We start from the raw sequence: 15,257 nt of genomic DNA on the forward strand, positions 1-15,257 counted from the left end.
ATGGAATTGAATTCTACGAATAGCACCCGATTCCAATGGGAACAATTGATAAACCTTCCTCGCATGGACAGCGAGTGGTACGAAGGGCGTCAGGTCCTGAACTTCTTCCCGAGAGACAAGGATTATCGGGATTCGCCGGCAGCGCGCGCGATGGTGGAGAAATACTTTCGTGAGGCGAAAGTTCTGGACACTGATGCCGCCGTCCTCAAGTACGGCTCCGATCACGTTACTCTTCGCGGGGCATTCTTGGAGATGGGCGTATGCACAGGAAGAACTATAAATTTCATCGCCGCGCTCAACCCGGAGCAACGCATATGGGGGTTCGACTCCTTCGAAGGACTCCCCGAACAATGGACTCGTGGCGATATCCCGGTTCCTCGGGGAACTTTCGGCATCATCGCAGACGGATGGCTGCCACCGGTTCTCCACAATACAACTCTGGTGCAGGGGCTGTTCCAAGAAACCCTCCCGGAGTTCAAACGTCAAGTCCTGAAATCCACCCCCATCGCCTTCCTGCATATAGATTGTGATATCTATTCGTCCACAAAAGAGGTCTTCGACCAGCTGGGCGATAACATCGTACCGGGCAGCGTGATCGTGTTCGATGAACTCTATAATTATCTGGGAGCCGAGGAACACGAGTTCAAGGCATTTCGGGAATTCCTGCACCGGACCGGGAAGCGGGCGGAGTTCCTTGCCTATAATCAGTATTTCGAACAAGTGGTCGCCCGGATAACCTGACGTCGGTGAACGAGACCGTCGTGGCACCTACGGCGGGCCAGGACGGCGGCGTGGCCACCTCGTCGGGTCAGGCCAGCTCGACCTCGTCGAATCCGGCGGTCAGGCTGTGCCACCGTCCCCGTAACACGCCTCCTTCACGGTGGGTGAGACCTTCGTTGAACTCGATACGTAACGTGCCGCTGCGAGGATCGACTTCCCGCACCACCCCGCAGATGCCACGGAACGGCCCCTCCGAAAAAGAGACGACATCGCCTGGCGCGAACTCTGTAAACCCCATGCCGTCACTGTAATCCGGCCGTATCCGTATATGTGGTGCAGCGGGATGATCGCCGTGTGCGGGCTACACCCGTCGAGTGGCACAGATCGTGTCGTAGGCACGCTGTCGCCGTCGGGTGGCATGCGCATGAAGCACAGAACTTCACAGTCTGCGCATCAGCAGATGGCCACGACGGTAACGTTCTTGCTCACCCGGTTCACGCAGCATCCGGCCCACTTCGGCGAACCCTGCCCGGCCGAGGAGGCCGGCGAGCTCGTCGATCGGCCAGCGGAATGCCGTGGTCACCTTGTGGTCGAACGGTGTTGTCGGACCGCCCTCGGACTCGAAGAAGGCGATCAGCAGATGGCCGCCGGGGGAGAGTGCTCGACGGAACTCGGTGAAGTACGACGGTAGCTCCTCCGGCGGGGTGTGTATGACCGAATACCAGGACACGATGCCGCTCAATGCGTTATCGGCAATGTCCAGATTCGCCATCGAGCCCACCTCGAAACGTAGGCCGGGATACGCCTGGCGGGCCAGATCGATCATCGCAGGCGAGAGGTCGACCCCGAAGACATCCAGTCCGAGATCCCGCAGATATGCCGCCACATAGCCGGGGCCACAACCCAACTCGGCGACGTGGCCGGCGCCTGCCGCACGCACGTACTCGGCGAATGCGGCAAGCACACCGCGATCCAACGGAAGACCGGCCAGCCCGTCTCGAACGAACTCGGCGTAACGTACTGCTACGGAGTCGTACGCCGCTGTGACGGTACTCAGGTAGGACGAGGGCCCGGTCATGGTGCACCACACTAAACCCGAATCCGTGGGCGAGGATTGCGCGGCACCCGGCTGCGGGAGACCATCAGCCGTTTCGGCGCCTACCGTTTGAAGATTCGGCGCAGTCTGCTGGTGTCTTCGGTATGGCCTTCGCACCATTGGTCTACGGGAACAACAGCTTTCACCTGTGCGATGTGCTGGCCGCAGCCGGACCAGGTGGTCTTACCGCAGGACTTACAGGGGACGGGGTGACACATGCTGCTTCTCTCCTCGGAGTGCTCAGGCCGGGCCGTCGACCGCTTCGACGGCATCGGCGAATTCGCAGAAGGCATCGTAAGCGCGGGCACCGTAGATGGTGGCAGGTCCGCCGTGCATGAGGAAGGTGACGCCGATAGCCTCGGCCGCTTCCTGACGGGTGGCTCCGGCCTGCGCGGCGGCCTGCCCGTGTGAGGCGATGCAACCGTCGCAGCCTTCGACCACACCGATGGCCATCGCGATCAGCTCCTTGGTTTTGCGGTCGAGTGCGCCCGGTGTGAAAGCGGCCTTACTGAGCTCACCGAAGCCCTTGTAGACATCGGGGATGGCGCGACGGAGTTCGCGGTGTAGCGGGGCGAGTTCGCGAAGTACTGCTCTGCCGTGGCCGTTGGTGTGCAGGTGTTCGGTAGGTGATGACATCGAGTGTTCCTTTGGATCGCGTCGACAGTCTTGGATCCCCCCGGGGGGATGGCGACGACGGTAGCATCCCCCCAGGGGGATATACAATCGTCGCGTAGCACACACGATCGACGCCGATACCGGCCACAACCGGTGCGGTAGAGGAGCAGAGGATGCGGCTGGAACCCGAGAATGTGAAGGCGGTGACTATGCGCATGAAGCGGGCGCACGGACACCTCGCCACTGTCATCCGCATGATGGAGGAGGGCTCGGAGTGCGAGGACGTGCTCATGCAACTCGCCGCGGTCAACAAGGCGCTCAGTCGCAGTGGTTATGCGCTCGTGGCCACCGGGCTCCAACACTGCCTCAGCAACGGCGGCCCGGACAGTGTCGACACGAAGAAGATGGAGAAGCTGTTCCTCGCGCTGGCCTGATACCGGCGGCGATCACCTCGGGTGCACTACCGGGAGGTGAGCGGCACACCACGCGGGGCCATGTGCTGTCCATGCTCAGCTCCACAGCGTCACATGAACTTTCGGGCGGAACCGGGTGACACCGACACCGGTCCCGCGAATCATCGCCTGAATACAGCGCGGGGTGGTGATGAACCGCAGCAGCTCCGCGACCGAGGGTTGGCGGGTTTCGGGTGGCAGGGTAGTCGCGCACCATTCGTCGGCTATCTGCAGACCGGGGCCTTTGAGGTGGAGCAAGCGACCGGCCATGAGGTCGGAGGCAACGGCGAAGCCGATGGTCAGGGTAATGCCCCCACCTCGGCGGACCTCTTCGAGAGCGGCGGCGTCGCTCTGGAAGATCCGCTGTTGCGATTCGGGAATGGCCAGTTCGCGCAGCATTGTCGCGATGCGCCCGTCGACACTGCCCGCGCTGGGGCCGAGCATCCACTGTTGTTCGCGCAGCAGCGCCGGAGGCGCCGCGGTGTCCGCCAGCGGGCTTTCCGGGCGCGTGACCGCGATGATCTGGTATTTCAGGAATGGCCGTGCGGTGACAGTGGTGCCGATGTCGTCCAGTCCCGGTCCCAGCGCGATATCCACCACCCGGCTTTCCAGCAAGTCACGGAACTGGCTGGTCGGGTGCACACTCAACTCGACAGAAAGATCCCGCGCCCGCGCCGCGAACAGATCGATGAGGCCGGGTGCGGCATGTTCGGCGAACGCGCTGGAGGCCGCGATATGCAGTAGCCGCCTGCCGTGTGCCGCCGCACTCACTTCGAGAGCGGTCTGCCGCTGCAGCCCGAGAATCTCGATTGCCCGGCCCGCCAGCCGCAACCCACCCGGTGTGAAGCTCAGACCTGCCGCCACGCGAGTGAACAAGGGGTCGTCGAGCTCTTTGCGCAGTTGGGCGATATGCGTGGAGACACCGGCATCGGACATCCCCAGCTCTCTGGCCGCCGCGTGGACGGAGCCGAGCCGCACGACAGTCGAGTAGGCCCGAAGCTGGGCGGGCGTCACATTCGAAGTCTACTTTGGTGGTAGACGCGGCGTCTGATGTAGCGTCGTGCCGGGAGGACGCATCATGCGGGACGTGCTCACGGATGTGATGACAACTTGGAATGCCGGGGGCGTCGCCGGGGTCGCGACGGTGGTGCGGGCCTTCCGCTCGGCACCGCGGCCGCCGGGTGCCGCTATGGTCGTGGCCCCGGACGGAACGGTCAGTGGTTCGGTCTCCGGCGGCTGTGTCGAAGGGGCGGTCTACGAGCTCGCCACCGATGTCGTCCGGACCGGTCGTCCGATGCTGCAGCGGTACGGCTTCTCCGATGACGACGCCTTTGCCGTCGGTCTCACCTGTGGCGGTGTCATCGATGTTTTCGTCGAGGCGATCTCGCGGGAGAGCTTCCCCGAACTCGGCGCGGTCGCCGCGGATATCGCCGCCGACCGGCCGGTCGCCGTCGCGACCGTTATCGAGCACGTCGACACCACACGGGTAGGGCGACGTCTGCTGATCCGGCCGGATACGGCGCACGGCACCCTGGAATCGGTACGCGCTGACGATGCGGTGATCGACGATGCCCGTGGGCTGCTCGCGGCGGGGCGCAGCGAAGTACTGTCCTATGGCCCGGACGGACAACGTCGCGGTACGGGGATGACGGTCTTCGTCGCCAGTTATGCCAGGCAGCCACGGATGCTGGTGTTCGGGGCGATCGATTTCGCCGCCGCCATCGCCAACCAGGGCTCGTTCCTCGGCTACCGGGTTACGGTGTGCGACGCGCGGCCGGTTTTCGCTACCCCCGCCCGGTTCCCGACCGCCGACGAGGTCGTCGTCGACTGGCCACATCGATACCTGGCCGCGCAGATCACAGCAGGCGCGGTCGATACGAGGACGGTCGTCTGCGTGCTGACCCACGACCCCAAATTCGATGTTCCGCTGCTCGAGGTGGCATTGCGCGCACCGGAGCTCGGTTATATCGGTGCCATGGGGTCACGCCGGACACATGATCAGCGCCTGTCCCAGTTGCGCCAGGCAGGCCTCACCGAGGAACAACTCGCTCGGCTCGCCAGCCCGATCGGGCTGGATCTGGGTGGGCGGACACCAGAGGAGACAGCGGTGTCGATCGCGGCCGAGATCATCGCGCGCCGCTGGGGTGGACAAGGCCGCCCACTGACGCACACCACCGGTCGTATTCACCATGAGCAGGTCACGAACGGCGAATTAAGTGATTCCTTAACTCGGTCTTGACGCGTGCATGGGTGGGAGTGAGGCTGAACTTCCTACCGCTTATGTGAGGTGGATCACATGCAAGTTCCTGGGCTTTTCGAATACGAGCGTGCGACCGGCGTGGATCACGCCATCGGATTACTGGATCGACTGGGGGAGGAGGCGCGCCTCATCGCAGGAGGGCACAGCCTGCTGCCGATGATGAAGCTACGCCTGGCCGCTCCGGAATATCTCATCGACATCAACGACCTGGCTGCCGAGCTGGGATATATCGTCACCGATCCGACGCTGGTGCGCATCGGCGCGATGGTCCGGCATCGGCATGTACTCGAATCCGACGAACTGGCCGCGGTATGCCCGATCTTCCGGGATGCCGAGCGCGTGATCGCCGATCCGCTCGTACGCAACCGCGGCACGATCGGTGGTTCGCTGTGCCAGGCCGATCCCGCCGAAGATCTCACCACGGTGTGCACAGTGCTCGGCGCCACCTGCCTGGTGCGCGGACCGTCCGGTGACCGGGAGATCGCGATGGACGAGTTCCTGCTCGGACCGTATGAAACCGCTTTATCGCATAACGAAATGCTGATCGAGATCCGGATTCCGGTACGGCATCGGACATCGAGCGCCTACGCGAAAGTGGAGCGCCGGGTCGGTGACTGGGCGATCGTGGCGGCAGGTGCCGCGGTGACCCTGCGCGACGGGACCATCGCGGCCGCGCGGATCGGCCTGACCGCGGTCGACCCCGATCCCGCCGGACTCGCTGCCGCGGCGGATGCCCTGCTCGGTGCGCCGCCCGACGAAGCGGTGCTCGCCGAAGCAGGTCGCCGGGCGAGCGCGGCATGCGCACCGGTCGGCGATGCCCGAGGCAGTGCGGACTACAAACGCCATCTCGCAGCCGAACTGACGGTTCGGGTGCTGCGCACCGCGGTCGAGCGGATATCGAATGATTCAGCGCCGGAGAAGGGAAAGCCATGAAGGTGACCATGACCGTCAACGGCGAGCCGGTGACCGCGGAGGTCGAACCGCGTACCCTGCTCGTGCATTTCCTCCGCGAGCACTTGCGGCTCACCGGAACCCACTGGGGCTGCGATACCAGCAACTGCGGCACCTGCGTGGTGGAGCTCGACGGCGCACCGGTGAAGTCGTGCACGATGCTGGCCGTCATGGCCGACGGGCACGCGGTGCGCACCGTCGAGGGACTGGAGGTGGACGGACACCTCGATCCAGTCCAGGAGGGCTTCATGCAGTGCCATGGGCTGCAGTGCGGATTCTGCACGCCGGGGATGATGATCACCGCCCGTGCCCTGCTCGATCGTGACCCGGATCCGGACGAACAGACCATCCGGGAGGCGATCTCGGGCCAGATCTGCCGGTGCACCGGATATACCACCATCGTTCGCTCGATCCAGTGGGCCGCTGCGAAGCAGCGCAGTGTTGCAGCGCAACCCGAACCAACCACCCCGACAGCACCGATGGGGAGCACATCATGACCGCCGTCGAATTCCGTCCCGAAGATCAGGTCGACAACGACCACAAGCCGTGCGGTCACGGCACGATGCTCCGCAAGGAGGATCCACGATTCATTCGCGGACGCGGCACCTATATCGACGATGTGACGTTGCCGGGCATGCTGCATATGGCGATCCTGCGGTCCCCGTTCGCGCATGCGCGGATCGTGCGCATCGATACCTCTGCGGCGCAAGCGCATCCGAAGGTCCATGCGGTGGTCACCGGCGCGGATCTGGCCGCGAAAGGGCTGGCCTGGATGCCGACGCTGTCCAATGATGTGCAGGCGGTACTGGCGACGGACAAAGTCCGATTCCAGGGCCAGGAGGTGGCTTTCGTGGTCGCCGAGGATCACTACAGCGCACGTGATGCGCTGGAGCTCATCGATGTCGAATACGAGATGCTCGATCCGGTGATCGACGCCAGGGCCGCACTGGCCCCTGAGGCGCCGGTGATTCGTGACGATCTGGAAGGTAAGCGCGATAACCACTGCTTCGACTGGGAGACCGGTGATGCCGCCGCGACCGAGGCGGTGTTCGCCCGCGCCGATATCGTCGTCGAACAGGAGATCGTCTACCCGCGGGTGCATCCGGCCCCGATGGAAACCTGCGGAGCGGTCGCGGATCTCGATCCGGTGACCGGAAAGCTCACCTTGTGGTCGACGAGCCAGGCGCCGCATGCCCACCGCACACTCTATGCCTTGGTGGCCGGACTGCCCGAACACAAGATCCGGGTCATCTCACCCGATATCGGTGGTGGGTTCGGTAACAAGGTGCCTATCTACCCAGGGTATGTCTGTGCCATCGTGGCATCGCTCGTACTGGGCAAGCCGGTGAAGTGGGTGGAGGACCGCAGCGAGAATCTCACCAGCACCGGGTTCGCCCGCGACTACATCATGCTCGGCGAGATCGCCGCCACCACCGACGGCAAGATCCTGGCCATCCGGTCGAAGGTGCTCGCCGATCACGGCGCCTTCAACGGTACTGCTGCCCCGTTGAAGTATCCCGCCGGTTTCTTCGGCGTCTTCACCGGTAGCTACGATATCGAGGCCGCATACTGCGCGATGACCGCGGTCTACACGAACAAGGCCCCTGGTGGCGTCGCCTACGCCTGCTCCTTCCGAATCACCGAGGCCGTCTACTTGGTCGAGCGATTGGTCGATTGTCTTGCCTACGAACTGAAGATGGACCCGGCCGAACTGCGACTGCGCAATCTCCTTCGTCCCGAACAGTTCCCGTACACCAGCAAGACTGGCTGGGTCTACGACTCCGGTGACTACGAGAAGACCATGCGCCTGGCGATGGACATGATCGGCTACACCGCCCTGCGCAAAGAACAGCAGGACAAACGCGCCCGCAGCGAGTTGATGGGGATCGGCATGTCCTTCTTCACCGAGGCCGTCGGCGCGGGCCCGCGTAAGGATATGGACATCCTCGGGCTCGGCATGGCCGACGGCTGCGAGTTGCGGGTGCATCCGACCGGCAAAGCGGTGGTGCGGTTGTCGGTGCAGACGCAAGGGCAAGGGCACGAGACGACGTTCGCCCAGATCATCGCCGAGGAACTCGGCATACCGCCGGACGATATCGATGTGGTGCACGGCGATACCGACCAGACGCCGTTCGGCCTTGGCACCTACGGCAGCCGCTCGACACCGGTCTCCGGCGCTGCCGCCGCACTGGTGGCGCGGAAGGTGCGCGATAAGGCGCGGATCATCGCCTCCGGCATGTTAGAGGTCTCCGTCGCCGATCTCGAATGGGAGAAGGGTGTCTTCCACGTCAAGGGCGATCCGTCCGCGGCCGTGACCATCCAGCAGATCGCGATGCGCGCACACGGCGCCGGTGACCTGCCCGAGGGCATCGAGGGCGGGCTCGACGCGCAGATCTGCTACAACCCGGAGAATCTCACCTACCCGTACGGTGCGTACTTCTGTGTCGTCGATATCGACCCTGGTACGGCTGTGGTGCGGGTCCGCCGCTTCCTCGCGGTCGACGACTGTGGCACCCGGATCAATCCGATGATCATCGAGGGTCAGGTACACGGCGGTATCACCGACGGCATCGGCATGGCGTTGATGGAGATCATCGCCTTCGACGAGGACGGCAACTGTCTCGGCGGCTCCCTGATGGATTACCTCATTCCCACCGCGCTCGAGGTTCCACATCTGGAAACCGGACATACGGTCACCCCGTCGCCACACCATCCGATCGGCGCGAAAGGCATCGGCGAATCGGCCACGGTCGGATCGCCCGCGGCGGTGGTCAACGCGGTGGTGGATGCCTTGGCGCCGTTCGGAGTCCGGCATGCCGATATGCCGCTGACTCCGTCGCGGGTGTGGGAAGCGATGCAAGGCCGGGCCGCACCGCCTATCTGAGCAGGGACGAGCTGAGCACGGACGAGAGAAGGGAGCATCGATGAAGATGACCGAGCGGGTCCAGCAGCTGGTCCGCACCAGGACCTCGTTCGTGCACGCGACCGTGGTGCGGGCGCAGCAGCCGACCTCGGCGCATGCCGGGGACGAGGCGATCCTCTTGCCGGATGGGACGATCGAGGGATTCGTCGGTGGTCAGTGCGCCCAGAACTCGGTCCGTAAGGCGGCATTGGGAGCCCTGCAGGCGAACGAGAGTGTGCTGCTGCGCGTGCTACCGGATGGGGATCTGCAGTTCCCTGAGGCGCCGGGCGCGGCGGTGGTGGTGAACCCTTGCCTGTCCGGCGGAGCGTTGGAGATCTTCCTCGAACCGCAGGTCCCGGCGCCGCTGGTGCATATCTGCGGCGCGACACCCATCGCGGATGCTCTGGCCGAAATGTGCGCGCTGGTCGGGTTCGGAGTGCGGCGCAGTACTGCCGGTGCCGCCTTGCCTGCCGCGTCCTCCGATACGACGGCGATGGTGCTCGCCGGTCACGGTGGCCCGGAAGCCGAGATCATTCGCGCCGCACTCGATGCCGGTGTGGGGTACATCGGTTTGGTGGCCAGCCGAATCCGGGGTGCGTCGATTCTCGACACCCTCGGGTTGACCGACGCGGAACGGGCACGCATCCACACCCCGGTCGGGTTGCCGATAGGTGCCAAGACCTCCGCGGAGATCGCCGTCTCGATTGTCGCGCAGATGATCCAGGAGATTCGACAGGGCAGATCGACCATCGCGGCCCCCTCGGTGAACGACCTCGATGCAGTGCTCGATCCGGTATGCGGGATGAGCGTGCCGATCGGTCCTGAGACACCACATCTGCGCGTCGACGATATCGACTACTGGTTCTGCGGCTCCGGCTGCCGCACCTCCTTCGTTGCCGCGAAGGGGAGCTCATGACAAGCGGTTTCCGTACCGGAGTCGTGCTCGCCGCAGGGAGCTCACGGCGGTTGGGAACTCCGAAACAGATTCTGCCGTACCGGAATACCACGATTCTCGGCGCCACTCTCGACGCAGTGCGCTCTTGCGCTTTCGATCAGCTCATCGTCACTCTCGGCGGTGCGGCGGCGGCAGTGCGCCGGAAGGTCGATCTCACCGGACTGGACGTGGTGATGGCCGAGGACTTCGGGTCGGGTTGTTCGGCCTCAGTGCGTTCGGCTCTGCGTGCGGTCGATCCCCGAGCCGAAGGAATCGTGTTGATGCTCGGTGACCAACCAGGTCTGTCGGTGGCGACCGTGGACCGGCTGCTTGCCGAAGGAACGTCTGCCCCGATCATGATCTGCCGTTATCGCGATGGTGTCGGGCATCCGTTCTGGTTGAGCCGCACGGTATTCGATGAGCTGACCCGGCTCCCCGGCGACAAGGCGGTATGGAAGATCATCGACTCCGGCCGGATCGCGGTGTCCCGGCTCGATGTCGATACACCGGTCCCGCTGGACGTGGACACCTGGGACGACTACGAGCGCCTGTGCGCTGCGCCGCCGCCATGAGATCGCCGTTCGACAGTATCGAGGATGTGGTGCGGCGCTTCGACGCCGAGGATTACCTGCTCGACGCGGGCTCCGCCGCCGCCTTCTATCTGGCAGGCACCCTGGGGCGGCCGCTGCTGCTGGAAGGCGAACCTGGCGTCGGCAAGACGACCGCGGCGAAGACCCTGGCCACCGTGCTCGGCGCACCGCTGATCCGCCTGCAGTGTTATGAGGGCCTCACCGTGAGCGAAGCGCTGTACGACTGGAATTACCAGCGCCAGTTGCTCAGCATTCGGCTCGCCGAGGCCCGCGGCGCCGATCTCACCGAATCCGACCTGTACACCGAGGCCTTCCTGGTCGACCGCCCGATACTGCGTTGCGTGCGCTATCGCGGTCCGACCCAGCCGGTGCTGCTGATCGACGAAATCGACCGTGCCGATGACGAATTCGAAGCACTATTGCTGGAATTCCTTGGTGAGTCCGCAGTGACCGTCCCCGAACTCGGGACCTTTGTCGCCGAACATCCGCCGATCGCAGTGCTGACCTCCAACCGCAGCCGTGATCTGCACGACGCATTGCGGCGGCGCTGCCTCTACCACTGGATCGACTATCCGGAACCGGCCCGCGCGGTGGCGATCGTGCGCCGCACTGTGCCAGGGGCAACCGATGCACTGATCACCCATGCCACCCGTTTCGTCGCCCGCGCCCGCGACCTCGATCTCGACAAGCCGCCCGGAGTCGCCGAGACGATCGACTGGATCGCGGCTTTGGCGACGCTCGATGTCGCCGACCTCACCGCACCTGAGGCCATTGCCGCGCTGAGCGCACTGGCGAAAACACCCGATGACCGCGCCGCTGTGCACGTGGCCTTCGCCGAATATATCCGAGATCCGGCTACCGGATGAGAGGGAGACTCCGATGAAGATCGCCAACGAGTTCACCGTCAACGCACCCGTCGAGCAGGCATGGGAGGTGCTGACCGATCTGGAGCAGGTGGTCCCGCTCATCCCAGGCGCACAACTGGCAGGCTGGGAGGGCGATGATTTCCTCGGCAGATTGAAGATCAAAGTCGGACCGGTGACCAGCGAATTCACCGGGAAGGCAACCTTCGTCGAGCGCGACGAACACGACCATCGCGCCGTTATCAATGGCAGTGGCCGCGATTCCCGCGGCTCCGGAAACGCTGCGGCGACCATCACCACACAACTACACGAAGACGGCGACAAGACCCGCGTCACCGTGGACACCGACCTCAAGATCGTCGGTAAGCTCGCCCAATTCGGCAAGGGGATGTTGCAGCAGGTGTCCGAGAAACTGATCGGTCAATTCGTCGCGTCTCTGGAAGCGAAACTCGCGGCAGGCGATGCGGCTGTCGCAGAGCCTGCGGCCGGGCCCGGCATCCGTGCGGCGCAGTCGCAACCGCTAACCCGCTCCGAGCCCGAACCACTGGATCTGGTCGATCTCGTCGGATTGGAGATGCTCAAGAAGTACGCGCCTGCGATCGCGTTCGTCCTGGCAGCCGCGCTCGCCGCGGTCGTGGTCCGCAGGCAACTGCGTGGAAAGTGATGACCAGAGCGGTACTGCTGCGTGGTGTCGATCTGGCCGCATTCGCTGTCGCGGTGGTCGCCCGCCTGCGTGGTGGTGGCGTCGCGGTGGCACCGAGTGGACCCGCGCTGTTCGTGCAGGCCCTACGCAGCACAGCGCCGCGCTCACGCACCGAACTCTACTGGGCCATGCGGCTCACACTTGTCGACCGCAGGGAAGATCTCGCCGCCTTCGACGCGGTCTTCGCGGCAGTCTTCGCCGATGCGGTAACGGGTATGGACCCACCGAGCCGAACCAACGAACTGCCCGCCGAACGTGCGCTGAGCACGGGTACAAGCGCTCAGGGCGAGTCCGGGCGAGGAGGCGAAGTCCCCTGGGCGACACTGCCCGCGAGGGCGGATACCGATCGACAGGCCAGTGAGGAGGTGACCCTGCCGGATGTGTTGCCGAGCCGATTGGCGGCTCGAACCCAGGAACCGTTCACCCACTTCGATCCGGAGGAGCTACGGACGATCGGTAGCTGGCTGGAACAGGCGTCGATGGACTGGCCGCAGCGCAGCAGCAGGCGCCAGGAGAACCATCCGCACGGCAAACGAATCGACTTCCGGGCGACGATGAACCGCTCCCGCCGTACCGGCTGGGAATCGGCGGTACTGGTCCGCACGCGTCCCAGGCGCCGTCCGCGCCGCCTCGTCATGATCTGCGATGTCAGCCGCTCGATGCAGCCTTACTCGATGATCTACCTGCACCTGATGCGGGCGGCGATACAGCGCAGCCGGTCCGAACGTCCCGAGGTTTTCGCCTTTTCCACCTCGCTGACCAGGCTGACTTCGGCGCTGGCGCACCACAGCCCGGATACCGCTCTGACCAGGGTCAATGAAAAGGTATTCGACCGCTACGGCGGCACCACCATCGGCCGATGCCTCGGCACGTTATTGGTGACTCCATCCGGCAACGCAGTGCGTGGCGCTGTCGTGGTCATCGCATCGGACGGTTGGGACAGCGATCCCCCTGATGTCCTGGCCCGTGCGATGGCCAGGATCCGCAGCCGGGCATGGTATGTCATCTGGCTCAATCCCCGTGCGGGCGAACCCGGATTTCGGCCTGCCACCGGCGCGATGGCGGCCGCCCTGCCGTTCTGCGACATCATGTTGTCCGCGCACACCCTGGCGAGCGTGCACGACTTCCTCCGCGCCCTGGCATCGGCGGCTATCACCTGATGAAGTTCGCGTAGCCGCTGTGCAAGCGGGCCGAATGGCATTCCGGCCCTTCCACGTACCTGGGCTGTGGCACAGAGGACTGTTCGGCGGTGATCCGACGGCTATGTCACCAGTGCGGCGGTCAGGGCCAAAACTCATGTCGTGATACCTCATACGTCAGTGGGGCCGGTGGCGAGCACAGTGGGGGTCGCGGTGCCGGTGATCGGCGCCGATACCACCTGACTGGTACCTGAGTTGGTGATGAACAGGGCGTCATCGGCGGCGGTGATGCCCTGGGGTCCGCCAGACCGCTCACCAGGGGGCGACGCACCACCGGTGAGCGTGAGTGTTGCCGGGTGGCAGGTATCGCCGATGAGGTCGGGTCCGTCACGAAATCACGGCGGGTGATCGCGATGCTGGACCGAGCCCTGGACGCCGGGGGTGTTCGTGTGGTTCACCGTGTCGGGTCCGGGACGAAAAACGGACGAAAAAGTAATTAGGGATTGGTTGCGGAACTGCCACTACCAGTGGATTACTGGAGACAGCGATATCGCGACCACGCCGATATCCGTTGCAAGACAACCTATTCTCACCGTTCGGAGGCCCCCCGATGGCGCCTGTGCTCACCTCGATCGATCCCAGTTCCGGTCCCCCGGCAGGTGGTAACACGGTGCAGATCATCGGAAGTGGGTTTTCCGGCGTCGGTCCGTTGGGTGTGCGGTTCGGTGCGACGGCGACCACGTTCACCATCCTCTCCGACACCCAGATCAACGCTATCGCCCCACCAGGCACCGGTACCGTCGAGGTCACCGTCGCCGCTCTGCTGGATGGCACCAGCAACCCGCTGCCCTACACCTACGGCGGCTCCGGCCTGCTGTACGTCACTGATGCCATCCCTGCTGCCGGGAATGTGTATTCGGTGCCGCAAACCGGCGGCGCACCGACCCTGTTGGCGACCGGACTGGATATCCCCGCAGGTCTCGTCCGGGTAGGTAGCCTCCTCAACATTTGCGAGACCGGGGCCGGGCGGGTGTCGACGGTGCCGGTAGGCGGCGGCATACCAACTTCCCTGGTGACCGGTCTGATGGTTCCTAGGGATATCACCGCCTCCGGCAGCACCCTGTTCATCACCAACGGGGGCACCAGTCAGGTGGTGTCGGCGCCGATCACCGGCACCACGACGCCTACCGTGGTCGCCACCAGCCCCACCGGCGTCTTCGGGATCACCGATGGGGTGCCGACACAACCGGGAATCGCGACGACCGTAGCTGTCCTCCTGGCCGCACCCGCGCTCACCGCACTCAACCCCAGCTTCGGTCCCACCTCTGGTGGCAACACGGTGGAAATATTCGGCAGCGGATTCACCGGCGTCGGCCCATTGACCGTGCGATTCGGGTTGACGGCAACCACCTTCACCATCGTCTCCGATACCCAGATCAATGCCATCGCCCCACCGGGCACCGGCACCGTCGGCGTCACGGTCACCTCCTCGATCGGTACCAGCAACGCACTGCCCTACACCTACGGCGGCCTGCTGTTCTTCACCGATTTCCTCTTATCCGGCAATGTGTATTCGGTGTCGCAAACCGGTGGCACACCCACCCTGCTGGCGTCCGGACTGGGTTCTCCGGCAGGTCTGGTCCGGGTCGGTAACCTCCTCTACATCTGTGAAGTCACGGCTGCTCGGGTGTCGACGGTGCCGGTCACCGGTGGCACGCCCACCCCCTTGGTGACCGGTCTGTCGTTCCCTGCGTTTATCACCGCCTCTGGCAGCACCCTGTTCATCACCGACGCGGGTACCGCTCGAGTGGTATCGGCGCCGATCACCGGCACCGCCACCCCCACCGTGCTCGCCACCAGCCCCACCGGCGTGTTCGGTATCACGAATTGAACATCGGCCCGACCGCTGGACTGTGTCGCACGGTCGAAATCCCATCCGGCGTTGCCCAACAGCTGATGTCATGAGGTGCTGAGGACGTTCGGGTTGCTGCAGCGCCAGGCGATGATGCTCTATAGGCGATAAACCAACCGG

17 protein-coding genes are annotated in these 15,257 nt (G+C 64.5%); 12 read left to right on the plus strand and 5 right to left on the minus strand.

All coding sequences use genetic code 11. The annotated features are described in order from the left end of the window. The first annotated feature begins 63 nt into the window (after positions 1–63). A complete protein-coding gene (locus ACL02S_RS01710; protein ID WP_412800452.1) occupies positions 64–741 on the plus strand; it encodes a TylF/MycF/NovP-related O-methyltransferase in 678 nt (225 codons plus the stop codon). Between the two features lie 67 nt (positions 742–808). On the opposite strand, the gene ACL02S_RS01715 is transcribed toward ACL02S_RS01710, so the two are convergent. The 4 genes from ACL02S_RS01715 to ACL02S_RS01725 all read right to left on the minus strand — a co-directional run bounded on the left by ACL02S_RS01715 (position 809) and on the right by ACL02S_RS01725 (position 2,452). Further along, positions 809–1,018 (minus strand): KOW domain-containing RNA-binding protein, encoded by a 210-nt coding sequence (locus tag ACL02S_RS01715; protein WP_412800453.1) that lies wholly within the window; start codon positions 1,016–1,018, stop codon positions 809–811. Between the two features lie 141 nt (positions 1,019–1,159). Beyond that, complete coding sequence (locus ACL02S_RS01720; RefSeq protein ID WP_412800454.1) at positions 1,160–1,798, minus strand: class I SAM-dependent DNA methyltransferase; 639 nt, start codon at positions 1,796–1,798, stop codon at positions 1,160–1,162. An 80-nt stretch (positions 1,799–1,878) separates the two neighbouring features. Then, on the minus strand, positions 1,879–2,109 hold the full coding sequence (locus tag ACL02S_RS24375; protein WP_503129040.1) for a DUF8730 family Cys-rich protein: 231 nt from the start codon (positions 2,107–2,109) through the stop codon (positions 1,879–1,881). Continuing rightward, a complete protein-coding gene (locus ACL02S_RS01725; RefSeq protein ID WP_412800455.1) occupies positions 2,057–2,452 on the minus strand; it encodes a carboxymuconolactone decarboxylase family protein in 396 nt (131 codons plus the stop codon). Before ACL02S_RS01725 ends, ACL02S_RS24375 begins: the two co-directional genes overlap by 53 nt. A 152-nt stretch (positions 2,453–2,604) precedes the next feature. Between ACL02S_RS01725 and ACL02S_RS01730 the strand changes: the two genes are divergently transcribed. Further along, positions 2,605–2,865, plus strand: a complete 261-nt coding sequence (locus tag ACL02S_RS01730) for a metal-sensitive transcriptional regulator (RefSeq protein WP_412800456.1) — start codon at positions 2,605–2,607, stop codon at positions 2,863–2,865. Between the two features lie 75 nt (positions 2,866–2,940). Here ACL02S_RS01730 and ACL02S_RS01735 read toward each other — a convergent pair whose 3' ends face one another. Beyond that, complete coding sequence (locus tag ACL02S_RS01735; RefSeq protein ID WP_412800457.1) at positions 2,941–3,897, minus strand: LysR family transcriptional regulator; 957 nt, start codon at positions 3,895–3,897, stop codon at positions 2,941–2,943. A 64-nt stretch (positions 3,898–3,961) separates the two neighbouring features. On the opposite strand from ACL02S_RS01735, the gene ACL02S_RS01740 reads away from it, so the two are divergent. The 10 genes from ACL02S_RS01740 to ACL02S_RS01785 all read left to right on the plus strand — a co-directional run bounded on the left by ACL02S_RS01740 (position 3,962) and on the right by ACL02S_RS01785 (position 15,116). Beyond that, positions 3,962–5,122 carry an XdhC family protein gene (locus tag ACL02S_RS01740; protein WP_412800458.1) on the plus strand — a complete coding sequence of 387 codons (1,161 nt, stop codon included), beginning with the start codon at positions 3,962–3,964 and terminating at the stop codon, positions 5,120–5,122. Positions 5,123–5,179: 57 nt separating this feature from the next. Then, on the plus strand, positions 5,180–6,076 hold the full coding sequence (locus ACL02S_RS01745) for an FAD binding domain-containing protein (protein ID WP_412800459.1): 897 nt from the start codon (positions 5,180–5,182) through the stop codon (positions 6,074–6,076). After that, positions 6,073–6,591, plus strand: coding sequence for a (2Fe-2S)-binding protein (locus ACL02S_RS01750; RefSeq protein ID WP_412800460.1), 519 nt, complete (start codon positions 6,073–6,075; stop codon positions 6,589–6,591). Before ACL02S_RS01745 ends, ACL02S_RS01750 begins: the two co-directional genes overlap by 4 nt. After that, positions 6,588–8,978 carry an aerobic carbon-monoxide dehydrogenase large subunit gene (locus ACL02S_RS01755; RefSeq protein WP_412800461.1) on the plus strand — a complete coding sequence of 797 codons (2,391 nt, stop codon included), beginning with the start codon at positions 6,588–6,590 and terminating at the stop codon, positions 8,976–8,978. The genes ACL02S_RS01750 and ACL02S_RS01755 overlap by 4 nt, the downstream gene beginning before the upstream one ends. A gap of 40 nt (positions 8,979–9,018) precedes the next feature. Next, positions 9,019–9,912, plus strand: a complete 894-nt coding sequence (locus ACL02S_RS01760; RefSeq protein WP_412800462.1) for an XdhC family protein — start codon at positions 9,019–9,021, stop codon at positions 9,910–9,912. Continuing rightward, positions 9,909–10,502, plus strand: coding sequence for a nucleotidyltransferase family protein (locus ACL02S_RS01765; protein WP_412800463.1), 594 nt, complete (start codon positions 9,909–9,911; stop codon positions 10,500–10,502). The genes ACL02S_RS01760 and ACL02S_RS01765 overlap by 4 nt, the downstream gene beginning before the upstream one ends. Further along, complete coding sequence (locus ACL02S_RS01770; protein ID WP_412800464.1) at positions 10,499–11,386, plus strand: AAA family ATPase; 888 nt, start codon at positions 10,499–10,501, stop codon at positions 11,384–11,386. Before ACL02S_RS01765 ends, ACL02S_RS01770 begins: the two co-directional genes overlap by 4 nt. A 13-nt stretch (positions 11,387–11,399) precedes the next feature. Further along, entirely contained in the window at positions 11,400–12,047 is a 648-nt protein-coding gene (locus tag ACL02S_RS01775) for an SRPBCC family protein (RefSeq protein ID WP_412800465.1), read from the plus strand. Continuing rightward, on the plus strand, positions 12,047–13,246 hold the full coding sequence (locus tag ACL02S_RS01780; protein ID WP_412800466.1) for a vWA domain-containing protein: 1,200 nt from the start codon (positions 12,047–12,049) through the stop codon (positions 13,244–13,246). The genes ACL02S_RS01775 and ACL02S_RS01780 overlap by 1 nt, the downstream gene beginning before the upstream one ends. A gap of 589 nt (positions 13,247–13,835) precedes the next feature. After that, entirely contained in the window at positions 13,836–15,116 is a 1,281-nt protein-coding gene (locus ACL02S_RS01785) for an IPT/TIG domain-containing protein (protein ID WP_412800467.1), read from the plus strand. Positions 15,117–15,257 lie beyond the last annotated feature (141 nt).

The sequence above is a fragment of the Nocardia spongicola genome (assembly GCF_047200775.1).
Classification (GTDB): Bacteria; Actinomycetota; Actinomycetes; order Mycobacteriales; family Mycobacteriaceae; genus Nocardia.